This window comes from Caballeronia choica (assembly GCF_001544535.1).
Taxonomy (GTDB): Bacteria; Pseudomonadota; Gammaproteobacteria; order Burkholderiales; family Burkholderiaceae; genus Caballeronia; species Caballeronia choica.
This window is the reverse complement of the sequence record NZ_FCON02000153.1, coordinates 1-18,066: the sequence shown is the minus strand read 5'-3', so window position 1 is coordinate 18,066 and position 18,066 is coordinate 1. Positions and strand designations below refer to the sequence as shown.

Here is an 18,066-nt window from a genome sequence, read left to right as displayed (position 1 = left end):
CTACCGCTTCCGGCGAACAGAAAGGATCAGTTTCCGAACGCTAGGGACAATATACAAGTAAGCAAAGAAAGCAGCTTTTCTAGGCAGCAGTATGCTTCGGTTTTCGCACGATTCATTCGGAGTGGCCCGACCGTGGGAGTGTCGTTAGCGGGGTTTCCCCGTTGTTGGCACCTAGAAAAGGTACGGGCGCCATACCATTACGGGGAGTGGATCAGCAGTCATTCATCCGGCTTCGCGCTACGCGCTCTCCCGTTAGGGCAAAGCTCACCCATCGCGAGCGCTACGTTCGTGCTTGCCGCATGCTTCAATCCCCCCCGCCTGGCACACCTGTCGTCGGGCACGAAGTGCCAGGACGGATGGATGACTGCTGATCCACTCCCCGTCTTGGTATGACGCCCGTACCTTTTCTAGGTGCCAACAACGATTAAACCCCGCTAACGACACTCCCACGGTCGGGCCACTCCGATCAACTCGTGCGGTGACACTCGCATGACCACTGCCGGAAAAAGCTGCTTTCTTTGCTTACTTTCTTTGCAGCAGCAAAGAAAGTGAGTCCCGCCCCGGACAGGGGCAGTGCTAATAAACCGACACGAAAACAAGCTCCATAGAAGCCTGAGCGCATCAAACGGTGTAAACACCCTCCCCCCAACCCCCGATGGAAACAACATGAACGAACTGGCCGGATACGACATTGAAGACCTGACAGCAGGCATGAGCGCCAGCTTTGCAAAAACCATCACCGAGGCGGACATCATCCTGTTCTCAGGCACGTCCGGCGACAACAACGCACTTCACATCAACGAAGAGTTCGCGCAGACGACTCCGTTCAAGGGGCGCATCGCCCACGGGATGCTGACCGCAAGCGTGATCTCCGCAGCCATCGCGAGCCGTCTGCCAGGGCCGGGAACGATCTACCTCGGGCAAAACCTGCGCTTCAAGGCGCCAGTGCGCCCGGGAGATACGGTGCAGGCCACGGTGACGGTCAAGGAACTGATCCCCGAAAAGCGACGCGTCGTGCTGACGACGGTTTGCACCGTGGGCGACAAGATCGTAATCGACGGAGATGCACTCGTGATGCCGACTTCGCGTCGGGCGAGTGCGGAGTGAATGCCGCACGAAGGCCGTAGCCTTCGGCAAGAGGCTCGACAAGAGGGTGAGATCGTCGAGCCGAAAAAACGACGGTCACCGCGATCACGCGGTGACCGTTCCCGCATGCCTCAGATGGCGTCCACCAGCTGCGGCACCGCTTCGAACAGATCGGCCTCGAGGCCGTAATCCGCGATGCTGAAGATCGGTGCCTCGGGATCCTTGTTGATCGCGACAATCACCTTCGAGTCCTTCATCCCGGCGAGATGCTGAATCGCGCCCGAGATACCGCAGGCCACATACAGTTGCGGCGCGACGATCTTGCCCGTCTGCCCCACCTGCCAGTCGTTGGGCGCAAAGCCCGCGTCGACCGCCGCGCGGCTCGCGCCCAGCGCCGCACCGAGCTTGTCGGCAAGCGGCGTGAGGACGTCGTTGAACTTCTCGGTGCTGCCAAGCGCGCGCCCGCCGCTCACGACGATCTGCGCATCGCCAAGATCCGGCCGGTCGCTCTTCGCGACTTCCCGTCCCACGAGCGATGAGAGGACGCTGTCCGCCACGGCGGGGATGCTCTCGATGTCGGCCGTGCCGCCTTCCGCCGGCGCGGCGTCGAAGCCGGTAATACGCACCGTGACGACCTTCACCGGGTCGCCGCTTTGCACCGTGACGATCGCGTTGCCGGCGTAGATCGGCCGCTCGAAGGTATCGGCGCTGACGACGCGAACGATATCGGAGACCTGCGACACATCCAGCAGCGCGGCAACGCGCGGCGCGACGTTTTTGCCCGCGCTGGTCGCGGGAAACAGGATATGGCTGAAGTGCGGCGCGATCGCCAGAACCTGCGCGGCGAGCGTTTCGGCAAGTCCATCCGCCAGTTGCGGCGCATCGGCATGCAGCACGCGCGACACACCCGCGATGCGCGCGGCGGCTTGCGCGGCGTCGCCGGCAGCGTGTCCGGCGACGAGCACATGAACGTCGCCGCCGCATTGCAGGCCTGCGCTCACCGTATTGAGGGTCGCGCTCTTGATCGATGCATGGTCGTGCTCGGCCACCACCAGCACAATGCTACGTGCAGTCATTTCAGTTTCCTCAGATTACCTTGGCTTCATTCTTCAATTTCTCGACGAGCACCGCGACGTCCGGCACCTTCACGCCAGCGCCGCGTTTAGGCGGCTCTGCTGTCCTGAGCGTCGTCAGGCGCGGCGTGGCATCGACGCCCAGTTGCGCCGGCGTCGTCGTCTCCAGCGGCTTCTTCTTCGCCTTCATGATGTTCGGCAGCGTCGCGTAGCGCGGCTCGTTCAGGCGCAGGTCGGTCGTGACGACCGCCGGCAGCGCGAGCCGCACGGTTTCCAAACCGCCATCGATCTCGCGCGTGATGCTCGCGTGACCCTCGGCGATCTCGACACGGCTCGCGAACGTCGCCTGCGCGAAGCCGGCGAGCGCCGCCAACATCTGGCCTGTCTGGTTGCAATCGTTATCGATCGCCTGCTTGCCGACGATGACGAGTTGCGGCTGCTCCTTGTCGACCAGCGCCTTCAGAAGCTTGGCGACGGCAAGCGGTTCGAGTTCCACATCGGTCTCGACCAGGATGCCGCGATCGGCGCCGATCGCCATCGCCGTGCGCAGCGTCTCCTGACATGCGTTCACCCCGCACGACACCGCGACCACTTCGCTCACGATGCCGCTTTCCTTCAGCCGCACCGCTTCTTCGACGGCGATCTCGTCGAACGGATTGATGCTCATCTTGACGTTCGCCAGATCGACGCCCGTTCCGTCGGACTTCACCCGCACCTTCACGTTGAAGTCCACCACGCGTTTGACCGCGACCATTACCTTCATCTGTTGTCTCCCAAGTTCACTTTTAGTCGTTGCCGTTCAGGCGATCGTGCGGTAGCCGAGTCCATGTTCGTGCAGGCGTGCGAGGTCCGCTTCGTCGAAACCCCAATCGCGCAACGCGGCAAGGCCGCCTTCGCCCCGCTGGGGTGCGGGGCGCGCGATATTCGAAGGCGTCGCCGAAAAATGCGGCGCGGGCGCAGGCTGAACGACACCGGCCACTTCCACGAAACTGCCGCGCGCACGATGCTGCGGATGGGACGGGGCCTCGGAAAATCCGAGCACGGGCGCGACGCAAGCGTCGCTGCCTTCGAACACCGCGCACCATTCGTCGCGCGTGCGCGTGAGGAACGCGGCTTCGAAGTGCTGCCGCAGGACGGGCCAGCCGCTTCGATCGTGTTGCTTCGGCAATTGGGCGGCGGCGAGTCCGAGCTTCTGCAGCAGTTCGGCATAGAAGCGCGCTTCGACCGCGCCCACCGCCATGTAGTGACCATCGCGCGTGCGGTAGCTGTCGTACCAGGGCGTGCCGCCGTCGAGCAGATTGCTTTCGCGCTCCTCGCGCCAGTTGCCCGATGCCAGCAGTCCCCAGACGACCGCGCCCAGTTGCGCGGCGCCTTCGATCATCGCCGCGTCCACGACCTGGCCCGCGCCGCCGCGCTGCACGCTCAACAGCGCCGCGACGACGCCCAGTGCGAGCAGCATCCCGCCGCCGCCGTAATCGCCGACCAGGTTCAGCGGCGGCACCGGCGCGGCGCCGGCGCGACCGATCCCCGACAGCACGCCCGACAGCGCGATGTAGTTCAGATCGTGTCCCGCGCGGGCGGCGAGCGGTCCCGTCTGGCCCCAGCCGGTCATGCGGCCATACACGAGACGCGGATTGCGCGCGAGTGCCGCGTCCGGCCCGAGGCCGAGCCGTTCCATCGTGCCGGGTCGAAACCCTTCGATCACGACATCGGCACGCGAGATCAGATCGAGCGCGGCCTCGACGGCTTCGGGCTGCTTCAGGTCGAGCGTGACCGAGCGGCGGCCGCGGCCTGTGACGTCCACGCGCTTGCCGTTGGTCTTTGGTCCCAGATCGTCGGGCGGTACTGGCCGGTCGACGCGTATCACGTCCGCGCCCATGTCCGCCAGGAGCATCGCGCCGAAGGGTCCCGGACCGATCGCTTCGAATTCCAGTACCCGAATACCGCTTAAAACACCCATCGTCTCCTCCTTCGTTGCATGACTGCGCGCTTGGGGCGCAGCTTCTTCGGCGGCCGCAAAAGAGCGGACAGCGCCTCGATGCAAGTAGGCCAGAGTGCTCCGGAATTGGGACCACCCCTGCCGGGTGGCGGATGTCTGCTTGGTTGGGCGCGCGCAGGCCCGCGCCGTCTTCTGGCTTGCGGCGGGCGAACCGTCTGCCATTGCCGATCGCGGCGTGTCGCCCGGATGCGGGTGTCCGCCGCTCGCTATCCATCGGCCCATCAGTCGGTGCGGCTGTTATCGCGCGGGCTGAATCGCCGCGGCGACCCCGTGTTGTTTGTCCGGCCAGTGAGGCGCTCGCAGCTCCCGCTTCAGAACCTTGCCCGCGCTGGACAGCGGAAGATGCGGCCTGAACTCGACCGTCTTCGGGCATTTGTAGCCCGCGATGAAAAGCCGGCAATGCGCCTTGACGTCCTCCTCGGCAAGCACCGCATCGGGCTGCCGGACGACCACGGCATGCACGGCTTCGCCCCACGTGGCGTGGGGAACGCCGATCACGGCGCAAGCCGCCACCGAGGGATGCCGCGCGATGACACCCTCGACTTCCGCCGAATACACGTTCTCGCCGCCGCTGATGATCATGTCCTTGAGGCGGTCGACGATATAGAGGTAGCCATTCTCGTCCATGTAGGCGCCATCGCCGGTATGGAGCCAGCCGCCGCGCAGCGCCTGTGCGGTTTCCTCCGGCTTGTTCCAGTATCCGGCCATGACGTTCGGGCCGCGCACGACGATCTCGCCCACGGTCCCGCGCGGCACTTCCTGGCCGTCACCGTCGACGACTTTCACCATGAGTCCCGGCAAGCCGCGTCCGACCGACCGGTACAGGCCGCTCTTGCGACCCGCTTCGCCGTGGTTCGCGCCCGGGTTGGCCGAGATGCTCGGACAGGCTTCCGTCATTCCGTAGGAATGCGCGAGCTCGACACCAGGCAGGCTTTCGACGACCCGGCCGAGCAGCCGCTCCGGCATCGGCGACGCGCCGTAGACGAGGCGCTTCAGGCTCGTCAGGTCGGTGGCGGCGAAGTCCGGATGGTCGAGCACCGCCTGGATCATCGTCGGGACGAGCAGCGTTTCGCCGACCTTCTCCTCGCTGATCGCCTTCAGCAGATCGCCAGCGTCGAAGGCGGGAAGGATCACGTGGGTCTCGCCAGCCAGGAACTGGATGATCGCGCGCCCCAGTCCCGCCACGTGGAAAAACGGTGCGGCGTGCAGCACCGCGCTGTTGGCGAGCGGCGCGGATTCGGCCATGCGCATGATGCTGGACGACCAGATATTCATGTGCGTCTGCATCACCCCCTTCGGGAACCCGGTGGTGCCGCCGGTGTACATGATGCACGCGAGATCGCTGCCGCCACGTCCCGCATCCTGCATGGGCGCCGTATCCGCAATCAGCATTTCGAAGGACAGCATGCCCTCGGGCGCATCGCCGTCGCCGGCATGAATCAGGACCGGCGGGATACGCACGGCGCTGCAAATGCCGCTGACGACGTCCAGGAAGTGATCGTCGACGATCAGGATGCGGTTGTCGCAATCGTCCAGCGAGTAAGCGATCTCCGGCACGCTCCAGCGCGTATTGACCGGGTTCAGCACGCCGCCGCCCCACCAGACGCCCATCGCATATTCGAGGTACCGGTCCGAATTCAGCGCCAGGATGCCCACGCGGTCGCCGCGAGCCATGCCGGCCGCGCACAACGCGGCGGCGAGGCGTGCCACCCGGTCTCCCAGTTCCCGGAAAGTGCGCCGGCGGCCCCTGAAGATGGTCGCAATCCGCTCGGGCGTCTGCTGCAACGAGCGGTGAAGTCCTTGAGTCAGATACATGGTTTCCCCTGTCGCCGGCCGCGCCTCCGAAGTGAACCACGCGCGGCGCAGGCGAGCCGTCCGTCGAGTGTGCGTCGTCGTTATCCGGTGAACGACGGCGGCCGTTTTTCGATGAAGGCCGATACGGCTTCGCGGTGGTCCGCCGTCTGATGGGAAAGCGCCTGATACGCCGCCGACATTTCCAGCAACGTGTCGAGCCGGCAATGCATGCCTTCGCGCAAGAGCCGCTTCGCCAGCCGGACCGCATGCGGCGGATTGGCCGCGATCTCGTCAGCGATGCCGCGGGCGGTCGCGAGCAGATCCTGCTGCCGCACGACGCGCGACACGAGGTTCCATTCGAGCGCCTGCTGCGCGTCGATCATCCGTCCGGTGAAGGTCAGCTCGGCGGCACGCGACAGGCCGATGATGCGCGGCAGCAGCCAAGCGCCGCCGTCGCCGGGAATGATGCCCAGCTTGACGAAACTCTCGGCGAAGCGGGCCTCCTCCGACGCGATGCGGATGTCGCACATGCAGGCGAGATCGAGTCCCGCGCCGATGGCGGCCCCGTTGACCGCCGCGATCACCGGCACCTCCAGATTGAACAGCGCGAGCGGCAACCGCTGGATTCCCCGCCGATAGTCCTGGCGGATCTCCATGCCGGCGACCTCCCCGGAAGCCTGCCGCTCCATGTCGCGGATGTTGCCGCCCGACGAGAACGCCGTCCCCGCACCGGTCACGATCACGGCGCGCACCGAGCGGTCGTCCTCGATCCGCCCGATGGCCTCCAGAAACTCCTGCACCGCCGTGTTGCCGGTCAGCGGATTGCGCCGGTCCGGCTCGTTCAGGGTCAGCGTCACGACGTGACCCTCCTGCTGGTATTGCAGAACATTGCTCATGGATTTCCTCTCTCTTCCCTGCATCAATCGATACGGCCGAAAAAACGCGCGCGAAGCCGGGCCACGTGGCCGGTCCCGCGAGCGGATCGCGGCGCGCTCACGGCACTTGCGCTTACACGGCGAGCGCGGCGCGTGCGAAATCCGTGACCGTGGCCTGCGGCTGCGCGAGCAGCGCCTCGCCGACGATCTCGTTCCAGTACGTCTCCGAGCCATCCGCCATGCGCCATTCATGGAGCCGGCGCGTATAGAGCTGGAGATCGTATTCCTCCGTGATGCCGATGGCTCCGTGCAGCGCATGCGCCGTCGACGCCACGAGCGGTACCGCCATGCTCGTGCGCGCCTTTGCGATCGCAGTCGCGAGCCGCGCCGGAACGCGGCCCGCGCCGGAAAACGCCAGTTCGGCGGCAATGCCCGCCGAAGCCACGTGCTGGGCCATCACGCTCAATTGATGCTGCACGGCCTGGAACTTGCCGATCGACTTTCCGAACTGCGAGCGGTCGTTGCAATATTGCAGCGTCATGCCGAAAACCCGGTCCATCGCGCCGGCAATCGCCGCCGCGTGGATCGCGGCGCTGAAGCGGCGCACTCCTTCTCCGGCGCCTTCTCCGGCAAGCGGCGCCGACACGGCGCCGCGCTTCCAGGTCAGCGTGGCGCTCGCGCTGCCGCGCACCCCGGTGGCATTGCGCTGTGCCTCGCCGGCATCGAGCAACTGCAGTTCGCCGTCGACGTTAGCCAGCACGTAGTCGCTCGTCAAGCCGAACGGCACGCGTGGCGCGCAGAGCGACCCGTCGGCCATGCGCAGGCAGTTCCCCGCCAGCGTAATCATGCCGGCGGGCGGCCGCACGCCGGTATCGCGCAGCAGGGCGCGCGCCGCGATGCTCTGAGCCGCCGGCACCGGCAGCGCATGGCGCCCGAAGGCCGTGAAGATCGGCGCCAGCGCGGCAAGCGCCAATGCCGCGCCGCCGTCATCTTCCGGCGCCAGCAACTCCAGGAAGCCCGCGTCTTCCAGCGCGCTCCAGACCGCCGGACGCGCGCTGCCGATGCCGCTCGCTTCGCTTGCCCTGATCGCGTCCGGCCCGGCCTGGTCGCGCAGGATCTCCTCAATCGCTTCTGTGAACATGAAATTCCCCTTCTGATTCGTATGCGTCAGCGCAAGCCCAAGCCGCGCGCGATCATGCCGCGCAGCACCTCGCGCGTTCCGCCGCGCAGCGAGAACGTGGGCGAGATTTGACTGAGATAAGCCACCGCGCGGTATAACTCGGCGTCGGGCGCCTGCGCGGGGTCGGCGCTGATGGCGGCTTCCAGCAGCGCTGGAATAGCCTGCTCGAACTCCGTGCCGATGTCCTTCACCAGCGCCGCTTCGACGATCGGACTCTCGCCACGAGCCAGTCGCGCCGTGACCGCCACCGACATGCTCCGCAAGGTCGCGAGTTGCGTGACGAAGCTGCCGAGCATGGTGGTGTTCGCGCCGCTCGCGCCGTGCCGGCGCAGATGGGCCACCCAGCAATCGAGCAGCACGACGCTGGAGTAGAGCCGCTCGGGTCCGCTGCGTTCGAAGGCGAGTTCCGCAGTGACCTGTTCCCAGCCCGCGCCTTCCTCGCCGACGAGCGAACCGTCGGCGAGGAACACGTCATCGAAGGTCACTTCGGAGAAGTGCGCGTCGCCCGCCTGGTCGACGATCGGGCACACGTTCACGCCGGGCAGCGAAAGATCGACGATGAACTGCGACAAACCCTTTTGCCGGTCTTCCGGCACGCCCGACGACCGCACCAGCGCGATCATGTAGTGGCAGTGATGCGCGTTGGTCGTCCAGATCTTGCGTCCGTTCAGTCGCCAGCCGCCCTCGCAGCGGGTGGCGCGGGTGCGCACGCTGGCGAGATCAGAGCCCGAGTTCGGCTCGCTCATGCCGATGCAGAAGAACACCGCGCCGGCGCAGATGCGCGGCAGATAAAAGTCCTTCTGCGCCTCGGTTCCGTACTTGAGGATCAGCGGACCGCTCTGCCTGTCGGCGATCCAGTGCGCCGCGACCGGCGCGCCCGCAGCCAGCAGTTCCTCGACCAGCACGAAGCGACGGAACGCATCCAGCCCGGCGCCGCCGTAGCGTGCGGGCAAGGTCAGCCCGACCCAGCCGCGCGCGGCGAGACGACGGCTGAAGTCCGCGTCGAAGCCCATCCACGAGCGCGCCCTGATGTCGGCGCTCGCGTGCGGCGGGTTGTCCTTCAGGAAGTCCTTCACTTGCGCGCGAAAGGCCTCGGCCTCGGCAGGCAAATCGCTCAGATGGAAAGCGTCCAGCAGATTACTCACGTCTCACTCCAGAATGTCGGTGTTGCTGCGTCTGATGTCATGGCCGCGCGAGGGGATTCACCCGGTCCCGCTGCGTCGGCGAGGTAGCGATCGCGCAGCGCCTGCTTGTACAGCTTGCCGGTCGGCAGGCGCGGCATGGCATCGATGAAGTCGATCGAGCGCGGCACCATGTAGCGCGCCACCTTCGTGCGCAGGTAGGCGAGCAGTTGCCCGGCGAGCGCAACCGTTGGCTCGACGCCGCTCGCCGGCTCGACGATGGCCCTGACCTCTTCGCCCATCTCGGCGTCCGGCACGCCGATCACCGCCGCATCGGCGACGCTCGGATGGACCGCGAGCGCGTCCTCGATCGCCTGCGGATAGATGTTGACGCCGCCCGAAATGATCATGAACGCACGGCGGTCGGTGAGGTACAGATAGCCGTCGGCATCGACCCGGCCGACGTCGCCGACCGCGCTCCAGCCCGGATGACGCGGGTGCATCGCGGCGCGTGTCTTGTCGGGATCGTTATGATAGTGAAAGGGTAGCTGCTCGCGCTCGAAGTACACGAGTCCGGTCTCGCCGGTGGCGAGTTCGTTGCCTTCGTCGTCGCAGATGTGGATCACGCCCAGCAGCGCGCGCCCGACGGAACCCGGATGGGCGAGCCACTCCGGGGTGTCGAGTGTCGTCACGCCGTTGCCTTCAGTCGAGGAGTAGTACTCGTGCAGGATCGGCCCCCACCAGTCGATCATCTGGCGCTTGACGTCCTGCGGACACGGCGCGGCGGCGTGAATCGCCACCCGGTGGCTCGACAGGTCGAAAGCGCCACGCTGTTCTGGCGCGAGCCTGAGCAGGCGGATCAGCATGGTCGGCACCCACTGGCTGTGCGTCACGCGATAGCGCTCGATCATGGCGAGCGCCTCGAGCGCATCGAACTTTTCCATGAACACGACCGTGCCGCCGCCGAACTGCGTCTCCAGTCCATAGCCGAGTGGCGCGGTGTGATACAGCGGGGCCGGCGAAAGGTAGACGGTCTGCGCGTCGAAGCCATAGCGCTCGAACTGAGGACGCCGCGCCGAACCGGAGCCTTCGGTGACCTTGCCGTTGGGCTGCGCGCGGATGATGCCCTTTGGCCGCCCGGTGGTGCCCGAACTGTAGATCATCGCGGCGCCGAGCCACTCATCGGCCAGGCGCGAAGCGGCGTGCCCCGCCGTCTGCGTTTCGTAGCTGACCCAGCCGGGGATCGTGCCGTCGATCATCAGCCGAAGGCGGCAGGTCGGCATGATGCCGGTGAGTTCGGCGGCAAGTTCGCGCAGTGCATAGGAACTCACGACCACCTGGGCATGACTGTCCTCGATGATGTAGGCCGCCTCCGAAGCGGTCAGGAAGCGGTTGACCGGCGTGATCATCAGCCCCGAACGCAATGCGGCCCAGCACAGCTCGAAGCACCGCATGTTGTTTTCGAGCACCATCGCGATATGGTCGCCACGGCGCAGGCCGAACGCATGGAGGCATTGGGCGAAGCGATTGGAGCGTTCGTCGAGCTCGCGGTAAGTCAGGATGTCGCCAGTTGTGCCGTTGATCGCGGCCGGCTTTTCGGGCGTCAGTTCAGCATGATCGCCAAGATATTTCGGAACCCTGTTCATTGACTCTCCCGTGCCGGTCATCGGCGGCTTCAGGTGACGTTATGCGGCGTTCGCCGGAATCTCGCCGGATGTCTCGGCGTTTACCGCCGCCTGCCGAACCAGTTCCGGAATCCTGTTCCCCAGTTCGCCCGCTTGCCAGCGCCCTTCCTTTTCGATGCGCGGACCGGCATGCCAGCCTTCGGCAACCGTGATCCGGCTGCCGCGCACGCCAAAGACGCGCCCCGTGATGCCGCTTGACTCGACGCTCCCGAGCCACGCCACCAGTGGCGCGACATTGCCCGGGTCCAGCGGATCGAAGCCCGGCGCGGCGCCCGCGGAGAGATCAGGCCGCCGCCCGCCGCCGAGGATGTCTTCCGTCAGACGGCTCAGGGCGGTCGGATAGATCGCGTTGACGGTCACGCCGTAGCGGTCCAGTTCGCGCGCGGCGATCACCGACATCGCCGCGATGCCCGCCTTGGCGGCGCCGTAGTTGGCCTGTCCGGGATTGCAGTAGAGCCCCGACGACGAACTCGTGTTGATCAGCCGCGCCACGCGCTGGCGGCCCGCCTTCGACTCTTCGCGCCAGTACGCGGCAGCATGCCGCGACGGCGCAAAGGTGCCGCGCATGTGGACGCGGATGACCGAGTCCCACTCTTGCTCGGTCATGTTGACGAGCGTGCGGTCGCGCAGGATGCCGGCGTTGTTGACCAGCACGTCGAGGCCGCCGAACACGCGCACCGCCGTGTCGATCATGTTCTTCGCGCCGTTCCAGTCGGCCACGTCATCGAAGCTGGCGACGGCCTGGCCGCCCATCGCCTCGATTTCCGCGACCACTTCGAACGCGGGGCCGCTCGCCGAGCCCGTACCGTCGCCCGCGCCGCCCAGGTCGTTGACGACCACTTTCGCCCCCTGACGGGCGAACTCCAGCGCGTATTCGCGCCCGAGCCCCCGGCCCGCGCCGGTGATGACGACAACTCGGTCCTTGCAAAGCTGTTGCATGATGAATCCCTGAATGCGTTCAATGATTTGGGTTGGGCAAGCGGCGCCGGGCGCCCGCTTCAATGTTTGCCGTACAGCGTCACCACGCAGGCGCCGCCCAAGCCCAGGTTGTGCTGCAGGGCGAGGCGCGCGCCCTCGACCTGGCGCTGCTCAGCGGTGCCGCGCAGCTGATGGGTCAGCTCGTAGCACTGCGCGAGGCCGGTGGCGCCGAGCGGATGTCCCTTGGAAAGCAGACCGCCCGACGAGTTGACCACGACCTTGCCGCCGTATGTGTTGTCGCCGTCCATGACGAACTTCTCCGCGCCGCCCTCGGGGCAGAAGCCGAGCGTCTCGTAACAGATGACTTCGTTCTGCGCGAAGCAGTCGTGCAGTTCGCACACGTCGATGTCCTCGGGTCCGATGCCGGCCTTCTCATACACCTTGTTGGCGGCCGAACGCGTCATGTGCGTGCCGACGTAGCTCAGCATCGAAGGCGGATCGAACGACGCGGGCGGATCTGTCGTGAGCGACTGGGCCAGGATCTGCACGCCGGTTCTCAGGCCGTGCTTCTTCGCGAAGCGCTCCGAGACGAGGATGGCGGCGGCGCCGCCACAGGTCGGCGGACAGGCCATCAGGCGCGTCATCACGCCGGGCAGCAGCACCGTGTCGTTCATCACGTCGTCGGTCGACACCACCTTGCGAAACAGCGCGAGCGGATTGTTGGCCGCGTGGCGGCTCGCTTTCGCCCGCACGGCAGCGAACGTCGAGAGGCGCGTGCCATAGCGCTGCATGTGCTCGCGCCCGGCGCCCGCGAAGGTGCGGACGGCCTGCGGAAGGTGCGCCATGTCGGCGGTCAGGCCGTGCATGATCGGCTGGAAGCGCGCGCGCGTCACCGGCCGGTCGTCCCAGTGCGGCTTCAGCGGCCCCGCCTGCATCTGTTCGAAGCCGAGCGCGAGCACGCAGTCGGCATCGCCGGTCGCGATCGCCTGGCGCGCCAGGTAGAGCGCGGTCGAGCCGGTCGAGCAGTTGTTGTTGACGTTGACGATCGGGATGCCCGTCATGCCCACTTCGTACAGGGCGGTCTGGCCGCAGGTGGAGTCGCCGTTGACGTAGCCGGCGAACGCCTGCTGCACGAGGTCGTAGCCGATGCCGGCATCGGCGAGTGCGCGGCGGGTCGCTTCGGCGCCCAACTCGGTGTAGCTCTGGCTCGCCCCGGGCTTGGCGAACGGAATCATGCCGACGCCGGCAACCAGTACTTTTTCGCTCATGATGTTTCCTTGGAATTGGGGAAGGCGGCTCAAAGCTTGCGCGAGATCAGGTCGCGCAACACCTCGCTCGTGCCGCCGAAGATGCTCGTCACGCGCATGTCGGCGAACGCGCGGGCAATCGGGTACTCCAGCATGTAGCCATAGCCGCCATGCAACTGCACCATCTCGTCGATGCACTTCCACATCGTCTCGGTGGCGAACAGCTTGGCGATCGCCGCTTCCTGCAGCGTCAGCTTGCGCTCCATGTGCTGGCCGATGTAGTAGTCGATCATCGTGCGCACCGCGACGGCCTGCGCCTTGACGTCGGCGAGCTTGAACTTGGTGTTCTGGAAGTCCCACACGGTCTGATTGAACGCGCGGCGGTCCTTCACATAGTCCAGCGTGAGTTCGAGCTGGCGTTCGAGCTTCGCGGCACAGTACACGCCGATGATCAGGCGCTCCTGCGGCAGTTCTTCCATCAGGTGGATGAAGCCGCCATTCTCGTTGCCGAGCAGGTTGCTCGCCGGCACGCGCACGTTGTCGAAGAACAGTTCGGTGGTGTCCGCGGCGACCTGGCCCACCTTCTGCAGCTTGCGGCCACAGCGAAAGCCTTCGCGATCGGTCTCGACCACGATCAGGCTCACGCCCTTTGCGCCCGCCGACGGGTCGGTCTTGCAGACGAGCACCACCAGGTCGCAGTTCAGGCCATTGGAGATGAACGTCTTGCTGCCGTTGATGACGAAGTCGTCGCCATCGCGCACGGCCGTCGTGCGGATCGACTTGAGGTCGGAGCCGGTTCCGGGCTCGGTCATGGCGATCGCGAGAATCTTCTCGCCCCGGCAGATTGCCGGCAGCCACCTGCGCTTCTGTTCCTCGGTGCCGAGCCGCGCGATGTAGGGCGCGGTGATATCCGAGTGCACGGAATAGCTGAAGCCCGATACACCCGAGCGATGCAGTTCCTCGGCGACGATCGCCGAATGGCCGAAATCACCGCCACCGCCGCCATATTCTTCCGGCACGGTCACGCACAGCAGCCCCTCGCGGCCAGCCTTGAGCCAGGTCTCGCGATCCACGCAACCGGCTTCATCCCACTGTGCCTGACGCGGCAGGCACTCTCGCTCAAAGAAACGGCGTGCGGATTCCCGCAGCATTTCATGGTCTTCGCGATAGACACTACGCTTGACTTCCACCGAACGCTCCTCATCGACTGGTTTGCGATGGCAACGCAAGAACGTTAGCGCTGCCTCGATGGATGCATTGTGGCCGGCGCGCGTCGGGAATGGACCTACCCGCGTAGAGTGGTGATCGGCGTTTGGCGCGGGGTTTGCCCTTGGCGCGAAGCCGCGCCCGTGTGCAATCAGTCCGGACTGCCCGACAGGTGGCTCATGTGGGAATCACGCATCCGCGCGACGGCTTCGTCGCGCCCCGATACGTCGAGCTTGCGGTAGATGCTCTTCAGGTGCCATTTGACGGTGTCGAGCGACACGCCCAGAACGCGTGCGATTTTCTTGTTCGGAAGGGTCTGCGCGAGCAGGTCCAGCACCTCGGTTTCGCGCTCGCTCAAGGTGTCGGCGGCGATCTTGCGCGCGTCGCGCGTCTGCGGCTTCGCGCTCTGCGGCCCTTGTCGTGCCGATTCCAGCACGCGTTGTGCATAAAAGCCCAGCACCGGATCGACGCTCCCATCCATCTGCAAGGCTTCGATCATCACGCAAACCTGCGGTGAGACGTCCAGCAGGCTACGCATCAGTCCGAGCCGATGCCCGAGCCACAGTGCTTCGACCAGGTGCTGTCGGGCGGCGGCCTGATTGCGCCTGCCCGTTTCCGCGATCGCCATCTGCACGCGCAGGCTCGCCACCCGGCACCACCGGCCGCCCGCTTCCGACAGCGCGTTGAGCGGCACAAGGCGGGTCATCGCGCTGTCGAAGTCGTTCTGGTGCAGGCACATCCTGACGCGCGCCAGTTCGGCCGCGACCCTGATTTCCCATGCCGTGCTGCGCATCGCGCCAGAGTAGCGCGCGGCAAGTGCTTCGAGGCGCAGCAACGCGGCGTCCCCGTCATCGACCTGCCCTTCCTCCAGCAGCCAGCGCGAGCGCAAGCACAGCGCGCTCGCGAGCAGCCGGTCGACACGATGTCGTTGCGCATAGTCCTCGAGACGATCGAGCCACGCCAGTGCCTCGAGCCTGCGCCCGGCGAGCCAGTGCGCGTTCGCGAGCACGAAGAGCGCGCGCAACACCGTGTCCGGGATCGAGATGTGCTCCAGTACGTCGATCCGCTTTTCCAGCAGCCGGCATGCCGCCTCGACATCGTTCAGCTCGTAGAGCGCCTCGCCGAGCAGCGCCGCCGCCATGCACGCAATGCCGATGTAGGCGCCGCCGTGCTGCTCCGCCTCGGCCAGCACGTCGAAGAAGACGCGCTCGGCCAGCACGAATTGCCCCTCCGCGACATGGCTCATGCCGCCCATGCAGCGTCCGAGCAGTACACCGCGCGGTGCGCCGCCTTGCGGGGCACTCTCTTCGAGGACCTTGCGCGCCTGTTCGTATTCGCCGCGATGGATGAACATCCACGCGAGGATGTTGCCACGCCCGGCACGGACGAAATCGCCGGCGTCGGGCGGAACACGCTGCAGTTCCGGCAGCAACGCGACAACCGAGTCGGTGTCGTCGCGCTGGAGGGCCAGTCCGCCGCGCAAAAGCGTCAGTGCGTAGCGCTGGCGGGCGCCGAGCGGCTCGCCCCGTGACTCCATGTGCCGGATGCTCTGCGTCAGCGCGTCGACGTCGCCGGCATACATCTGCAGGAACGCCGACATCAGGTGCAGGCCAAAGCGCGCCGCGATCTCGGACGGCGGCAAACGCCGCATCAAGCCGGCGAGCCGGCTCAGTTCGCCCTTCGCGAGCAGGCCGTGCGCACACGCCAGAACCATATCCGCTGCAGCCTGAGCGTCGCCGGCATGCACCGCGTGGCCGACCGCTTCGTCGGTATCCCCGTGGGCATCGAACCAGCGCCAGGCCGCCGCATGCAGCGCACGCCGTTCGCCTTCCAGGAGCTTCGCCAACCGCGCAAGCAGCACTTCGCGCAGCAGCGGATGCAGGCGATACCACGTTTCGCTTTCCTGAGCGCCGCTGACGTGAGTGATGAACAGATCGTCCCCGTCGAGTTGCGCGAGCCGCGCGCCGATTTCGCGGACCGCATCGGGACGCGCCATGAGGCTCGCGCAGAGGGAAGCACAGAAGCGGGTACAGACTGCCGCGCGGGTCAGCAGGTGCAGGTCGGCGCTTGCCAGCGTCGCCAGCACCTCGCGCTCGAAGTAAGTCGCGAAGGTCGCGGCGTCGCGCACCTGTGCGCGGGAAAAGCTCGCGCCCTTCCTGCCTTTGAGGGTGATCGCGAAGAGCTGCAAGCCTGCCGCCCAGCCATCGGCGAGCTCGTGAACCAGTTGCGCATCCTGATCGTCGATGTTGCCGAGCTGGCCGCGCAGGAACCGTTCGGATTCATCGGCCGAAAAGCGCAGATCGTGCCAGTCGAGTTCGGTCGCGAGCCCCTGCATGCGCAGGCGCGACAGCGACAGCGGCAACGCGCTGCGTGTGGCGAGCACCACGTGCAGTTGCACGGGAGCGTAGTCGAGCAACCAGCGCAGCGCCTGAACGACGCGTGGATCCTTCAGAAAGTGGGCATCGTCGAGCATCAGCACGAGATCACGCTTGCGATCGGCGATGCCGCGTACCAGCGTGATCACCCAGTGCTCGGCAGCGGATTCTTCGCCGGCCCGACCTACGAGAAGCCCGGTTTCGTGACCGATCGCCTCGTCCACGGCAGCCAGGCTTTCCAGCAGACTGCTGAAGAACGAGACGAGATCGTCGTCCTCGGGCGACAGCGACAGCCACGCCACATCGAAGTCCAGCGTCAGCAACGCCTGCCGCCAGGCGAGCAGGACGCTCGTCTTGGCGCTTCCCGCCGGCCCCTGGATCACCACGCATCGCTGGCGACGCGCGTCGAGCAAGCGCTTCATCAACGCTTCGCGCGGCATCAGTTGCCGCGCTCCGCGTGGCGGGATCAGCCTGGTTTGAGCGACGGACTGGATTGCGCGACTGGATCGAACACGCATTCCCGCCGATTGTTCGACGGTATCGGACATAGAGGAAGCCTGGAAGGTGTGCGGTGCGGGATGTCTTGTGGCCCACCGGTTTGCGGATTATAGGAGTGCAACCGTGAGCTTTTCGATGCGATATGCGGCCCCCCCCGATGCGGGTGGGCGACGAGCGCTTTCGTAAGGTCTGGGGAAGTCCGAGGGCCGGCGCAGTGTGTCGCGCGAGGGCGCTGTGCTGATTCGAGACCTGGACACTTTTCCGCGCATCAGCCGTCCAGACACGCGCGCAACGTTCGCGCGAGACGGCCTGCTTCACGCGCATTGGCGATGTTCGCGAAGCCCATCACGAGGCCGCGCGGCGTGCGCCGCGCGCGGCCATTCGCGTACCAGATCGAAAGCGGCAGCACCGCGAGCCCCGCCTCTCGCGCGCGCGCGGCGACGGCGGCATCGTCGACGGGGCCATCGGCGCCTTCAGCGAACCGCGCCGTGAACTGGATTCCACCTGCCGGCAAGTCGACGATCAGTCGTTCACCAAACGCCTGCTCCAGCGCGCGCACGATCAGCATGCGCCGCTCGCTGTACAACGCACGCATCCGCTTCAGATGCCGCGCAAAATGCCCCAGCTCAATGAAGTCCGCCACGGCCGCCTGCAATAGCGTCGGCGATCCGGCGTTCATGCTGTGCGCCACCCGCCCGACGCGCTCGACGGCCCGCTCCGGCACCACCGTATACGCGAGCCGCAGACCGGGAAACAGCACCTTGCTGAACGTGCCGCAATAGATCACGTGATCGCGCTGGTCAAGGCTCTTCAACGCCGGCAGTGGCCGGCCCAGATAACGGAACTCGCTGTCGTAGTCGTCCTCGATGATCCAGCTGGACGCTTTCTCTGCCCAGTCCAGCAGCGCCACGCGTCTTGTGAGCGACAACGTGTGGCCGAGCGGGCTCTGATGCGACGGCGTGACCAGTGCGAAGCGCGCCTGCGCATCCAGCAGTGTGCCGCGCTCGAC

Annotated in this window: 14 protein-coding genes; 1 reads left to right on the top strand and 13 read right to left on the bottom strand. The window is 66.2% G+C overall.

Annotated features, from left to right (window positions below; genetic code table 11):
• The first annotated feature begins 666 nt into the window (after positions 1–666).
• A complete protein-coding gene (locus AWB68_RS36175) occupies positions 667–1,107 on the top strand; it encodes a MaoC family dehydratase (RefSeq protein WP_087649046.1) in 441 nt (146 codons plus the stop codon).
• Positions 1,108–1,217: 110 nt separating this feature from the next.
• Here the strand turns inward: AWB68_RS36175 and AWB68_RS36170 are convergent, their stop codons facing one another.
• The 13 genes from AWB68_RS36170 to AWB68_RS36110 all read right to left on the bottom strand — a co-directional run.
• The gene (locus AWB68_RS36170; protein ID WP_087649045.1) at positions 1,218–2,162 is read right to left on the bottom strand and encodes an electron transfer flavoprotein subunit alpha/FixB family protein; all 945 of its coding nucleotides are present in this window, start codon (positions 2,160–2,162) and stop codon (positions 1,218–1,220) included.
• 10 nt (positions 2,163–2,172) lie between these two features.
• Entirely contained in the window at positions 2,173–2,922 is a 750-nt protein-coding gene (locus tag AWB68_RS36165) for an electron transfer flavoprotein subunit beta/FixA family protein (RefSeq protein ID WP_087649044.1), read from the bottom strand.
• Between the two features lie 36 nt (positions 2,923–2,958).
• A complete protein-coding gene (locus AWB68_RS36160) occupies positions 2,959–4,119 on the bottom strand; it encodes a CaiB/BaiF CoA transferase family protein (protein ID WP_087649043.1) in 1,161 nt (386 codons plus the stop codon).
• A 276-nt stretch (positions 4,120–4,395) separates the two neighbouring features.
• Positions 4,396–5,973: an acyl-CoA synthetase gene (locus AWB68_RS36155; protein WP_087649042.1), complete on the bottom strand. Its 1,578-nt coding sequence runs from the start codon at positions 5,971–5,973 to the stop codon at positions 4,396–4,398.
• 80 nt (positions 5,974–6,053) lie between these two features.
• A complete protein-coding gene (locus tag AWB68_RS36150) occupies positions 6,054–6,848 on the bottom strand; it encodes a crotonase/enoyl-CoA hydratase family protein (protein WP_087649041.1) in 795 nt (264 codons plus the stop codon).
• A 112-nt stretch (positions 6,849–6,960) separates the two neighbouring features.
• On the bottom strand, positions 6,961–7,968 hold the full coding sequence (locus tag AWB68_RS36145) for an acyl-CoA dehydrogenase family protein (protein ID WP_087649040.1): 1,008 nt from the start codon (positions 7,966–7,968) through the stop codon (positions 6,961–6,963).
• A 26-nt stretch (positions 7,969–7,994) separates the two neighbouring features.
• Complete coding sequence (locus tag AWB68_RS36140) at positions 7,995–9,152, bottom strand: acyl-CoA dehydrogenase family protein (RefSeq protein WP_087649039.1); 1,158 nt, start codon at positions 9,150–9,152, stop codon at positions 7,995–7,997.
• Positions 9,149–10,774 carry an acyl-CoA synthetase gene (locus AWB68_RS36135; protein WP_087649038.1) on the bottom strand — a complete coding sequence of 542 codons (1,626 nt, stop codon included), beginning with the start codon at positions 10,772–10,774 and terminating at the stop codon, positions 9,149–9,151. Before AWB68_RS36135 ends, AWB68_RS36140 begins: the two co-directional genes overlap by 4 nt.
• 39 nt (positions 10,775–10,813) lie before the next feature.
• Entirely contained in the window at positions 10,814–11,752 is a 939-nt protein-coding gene (locus AWB68_RS36130) for an SDR family oxidoreductase (RefSeq protein ID WP_087649037.1), read from the bottom strand.
• A 59-nt stretch (positions 11,753–11,811) separates the two neighbouring features.
• The gene (locus AWB68_RS36125; protein ID WP_087649036.1) at positions 11,812–12,999 is read right to left on the bottom strand and encodes a lipid-transfer protein; all 1,188 of its coding nucleotides are present in this window, start codon (positions 12,997–12,999) and stop codon (positions 11,812–11,814) included.
• A gap of 29 nt (positions 13,000–13,028) precedes the next feature.
• The gene (locus tag AWB68_RS36120) at positions 13,029–14,168 is read right to left on the bottom strand and encodes an acyl-CoA dehydrogenase family protein (protein ID WP_087649035.1); all 1,140 of its coding nucleotides are present in this window, start codon (positions 14,166–14,168) and stop codon (positions 13,029–13,031) included.
• Between the two features lie 167 nt (positions 14,169–14,335).
• Positions 14,336–16,999: a winged helix-turn-helix domain-containing protein gene (locus AWB68_RS36115; RefSeq protein ID WP_235028689.1), complete on the bottom strand. Its 2,664-nt coding sequence runs from the start codon at positions 16,997–16,999 to the stop codon at positions 14,336–14,338.
• A gap of 326 nt (positions 17,000–17,325) precedes the next feature.
• Positions 17,326–18,066, bottom strand: a 741-nt coding sequence (locus AWB68_RS36110; RefSeq protein ID WP_143281997.1) for an aminotransferase-like domain-containing protein, incomplete at its 5' end; no start/stop codon positions are given.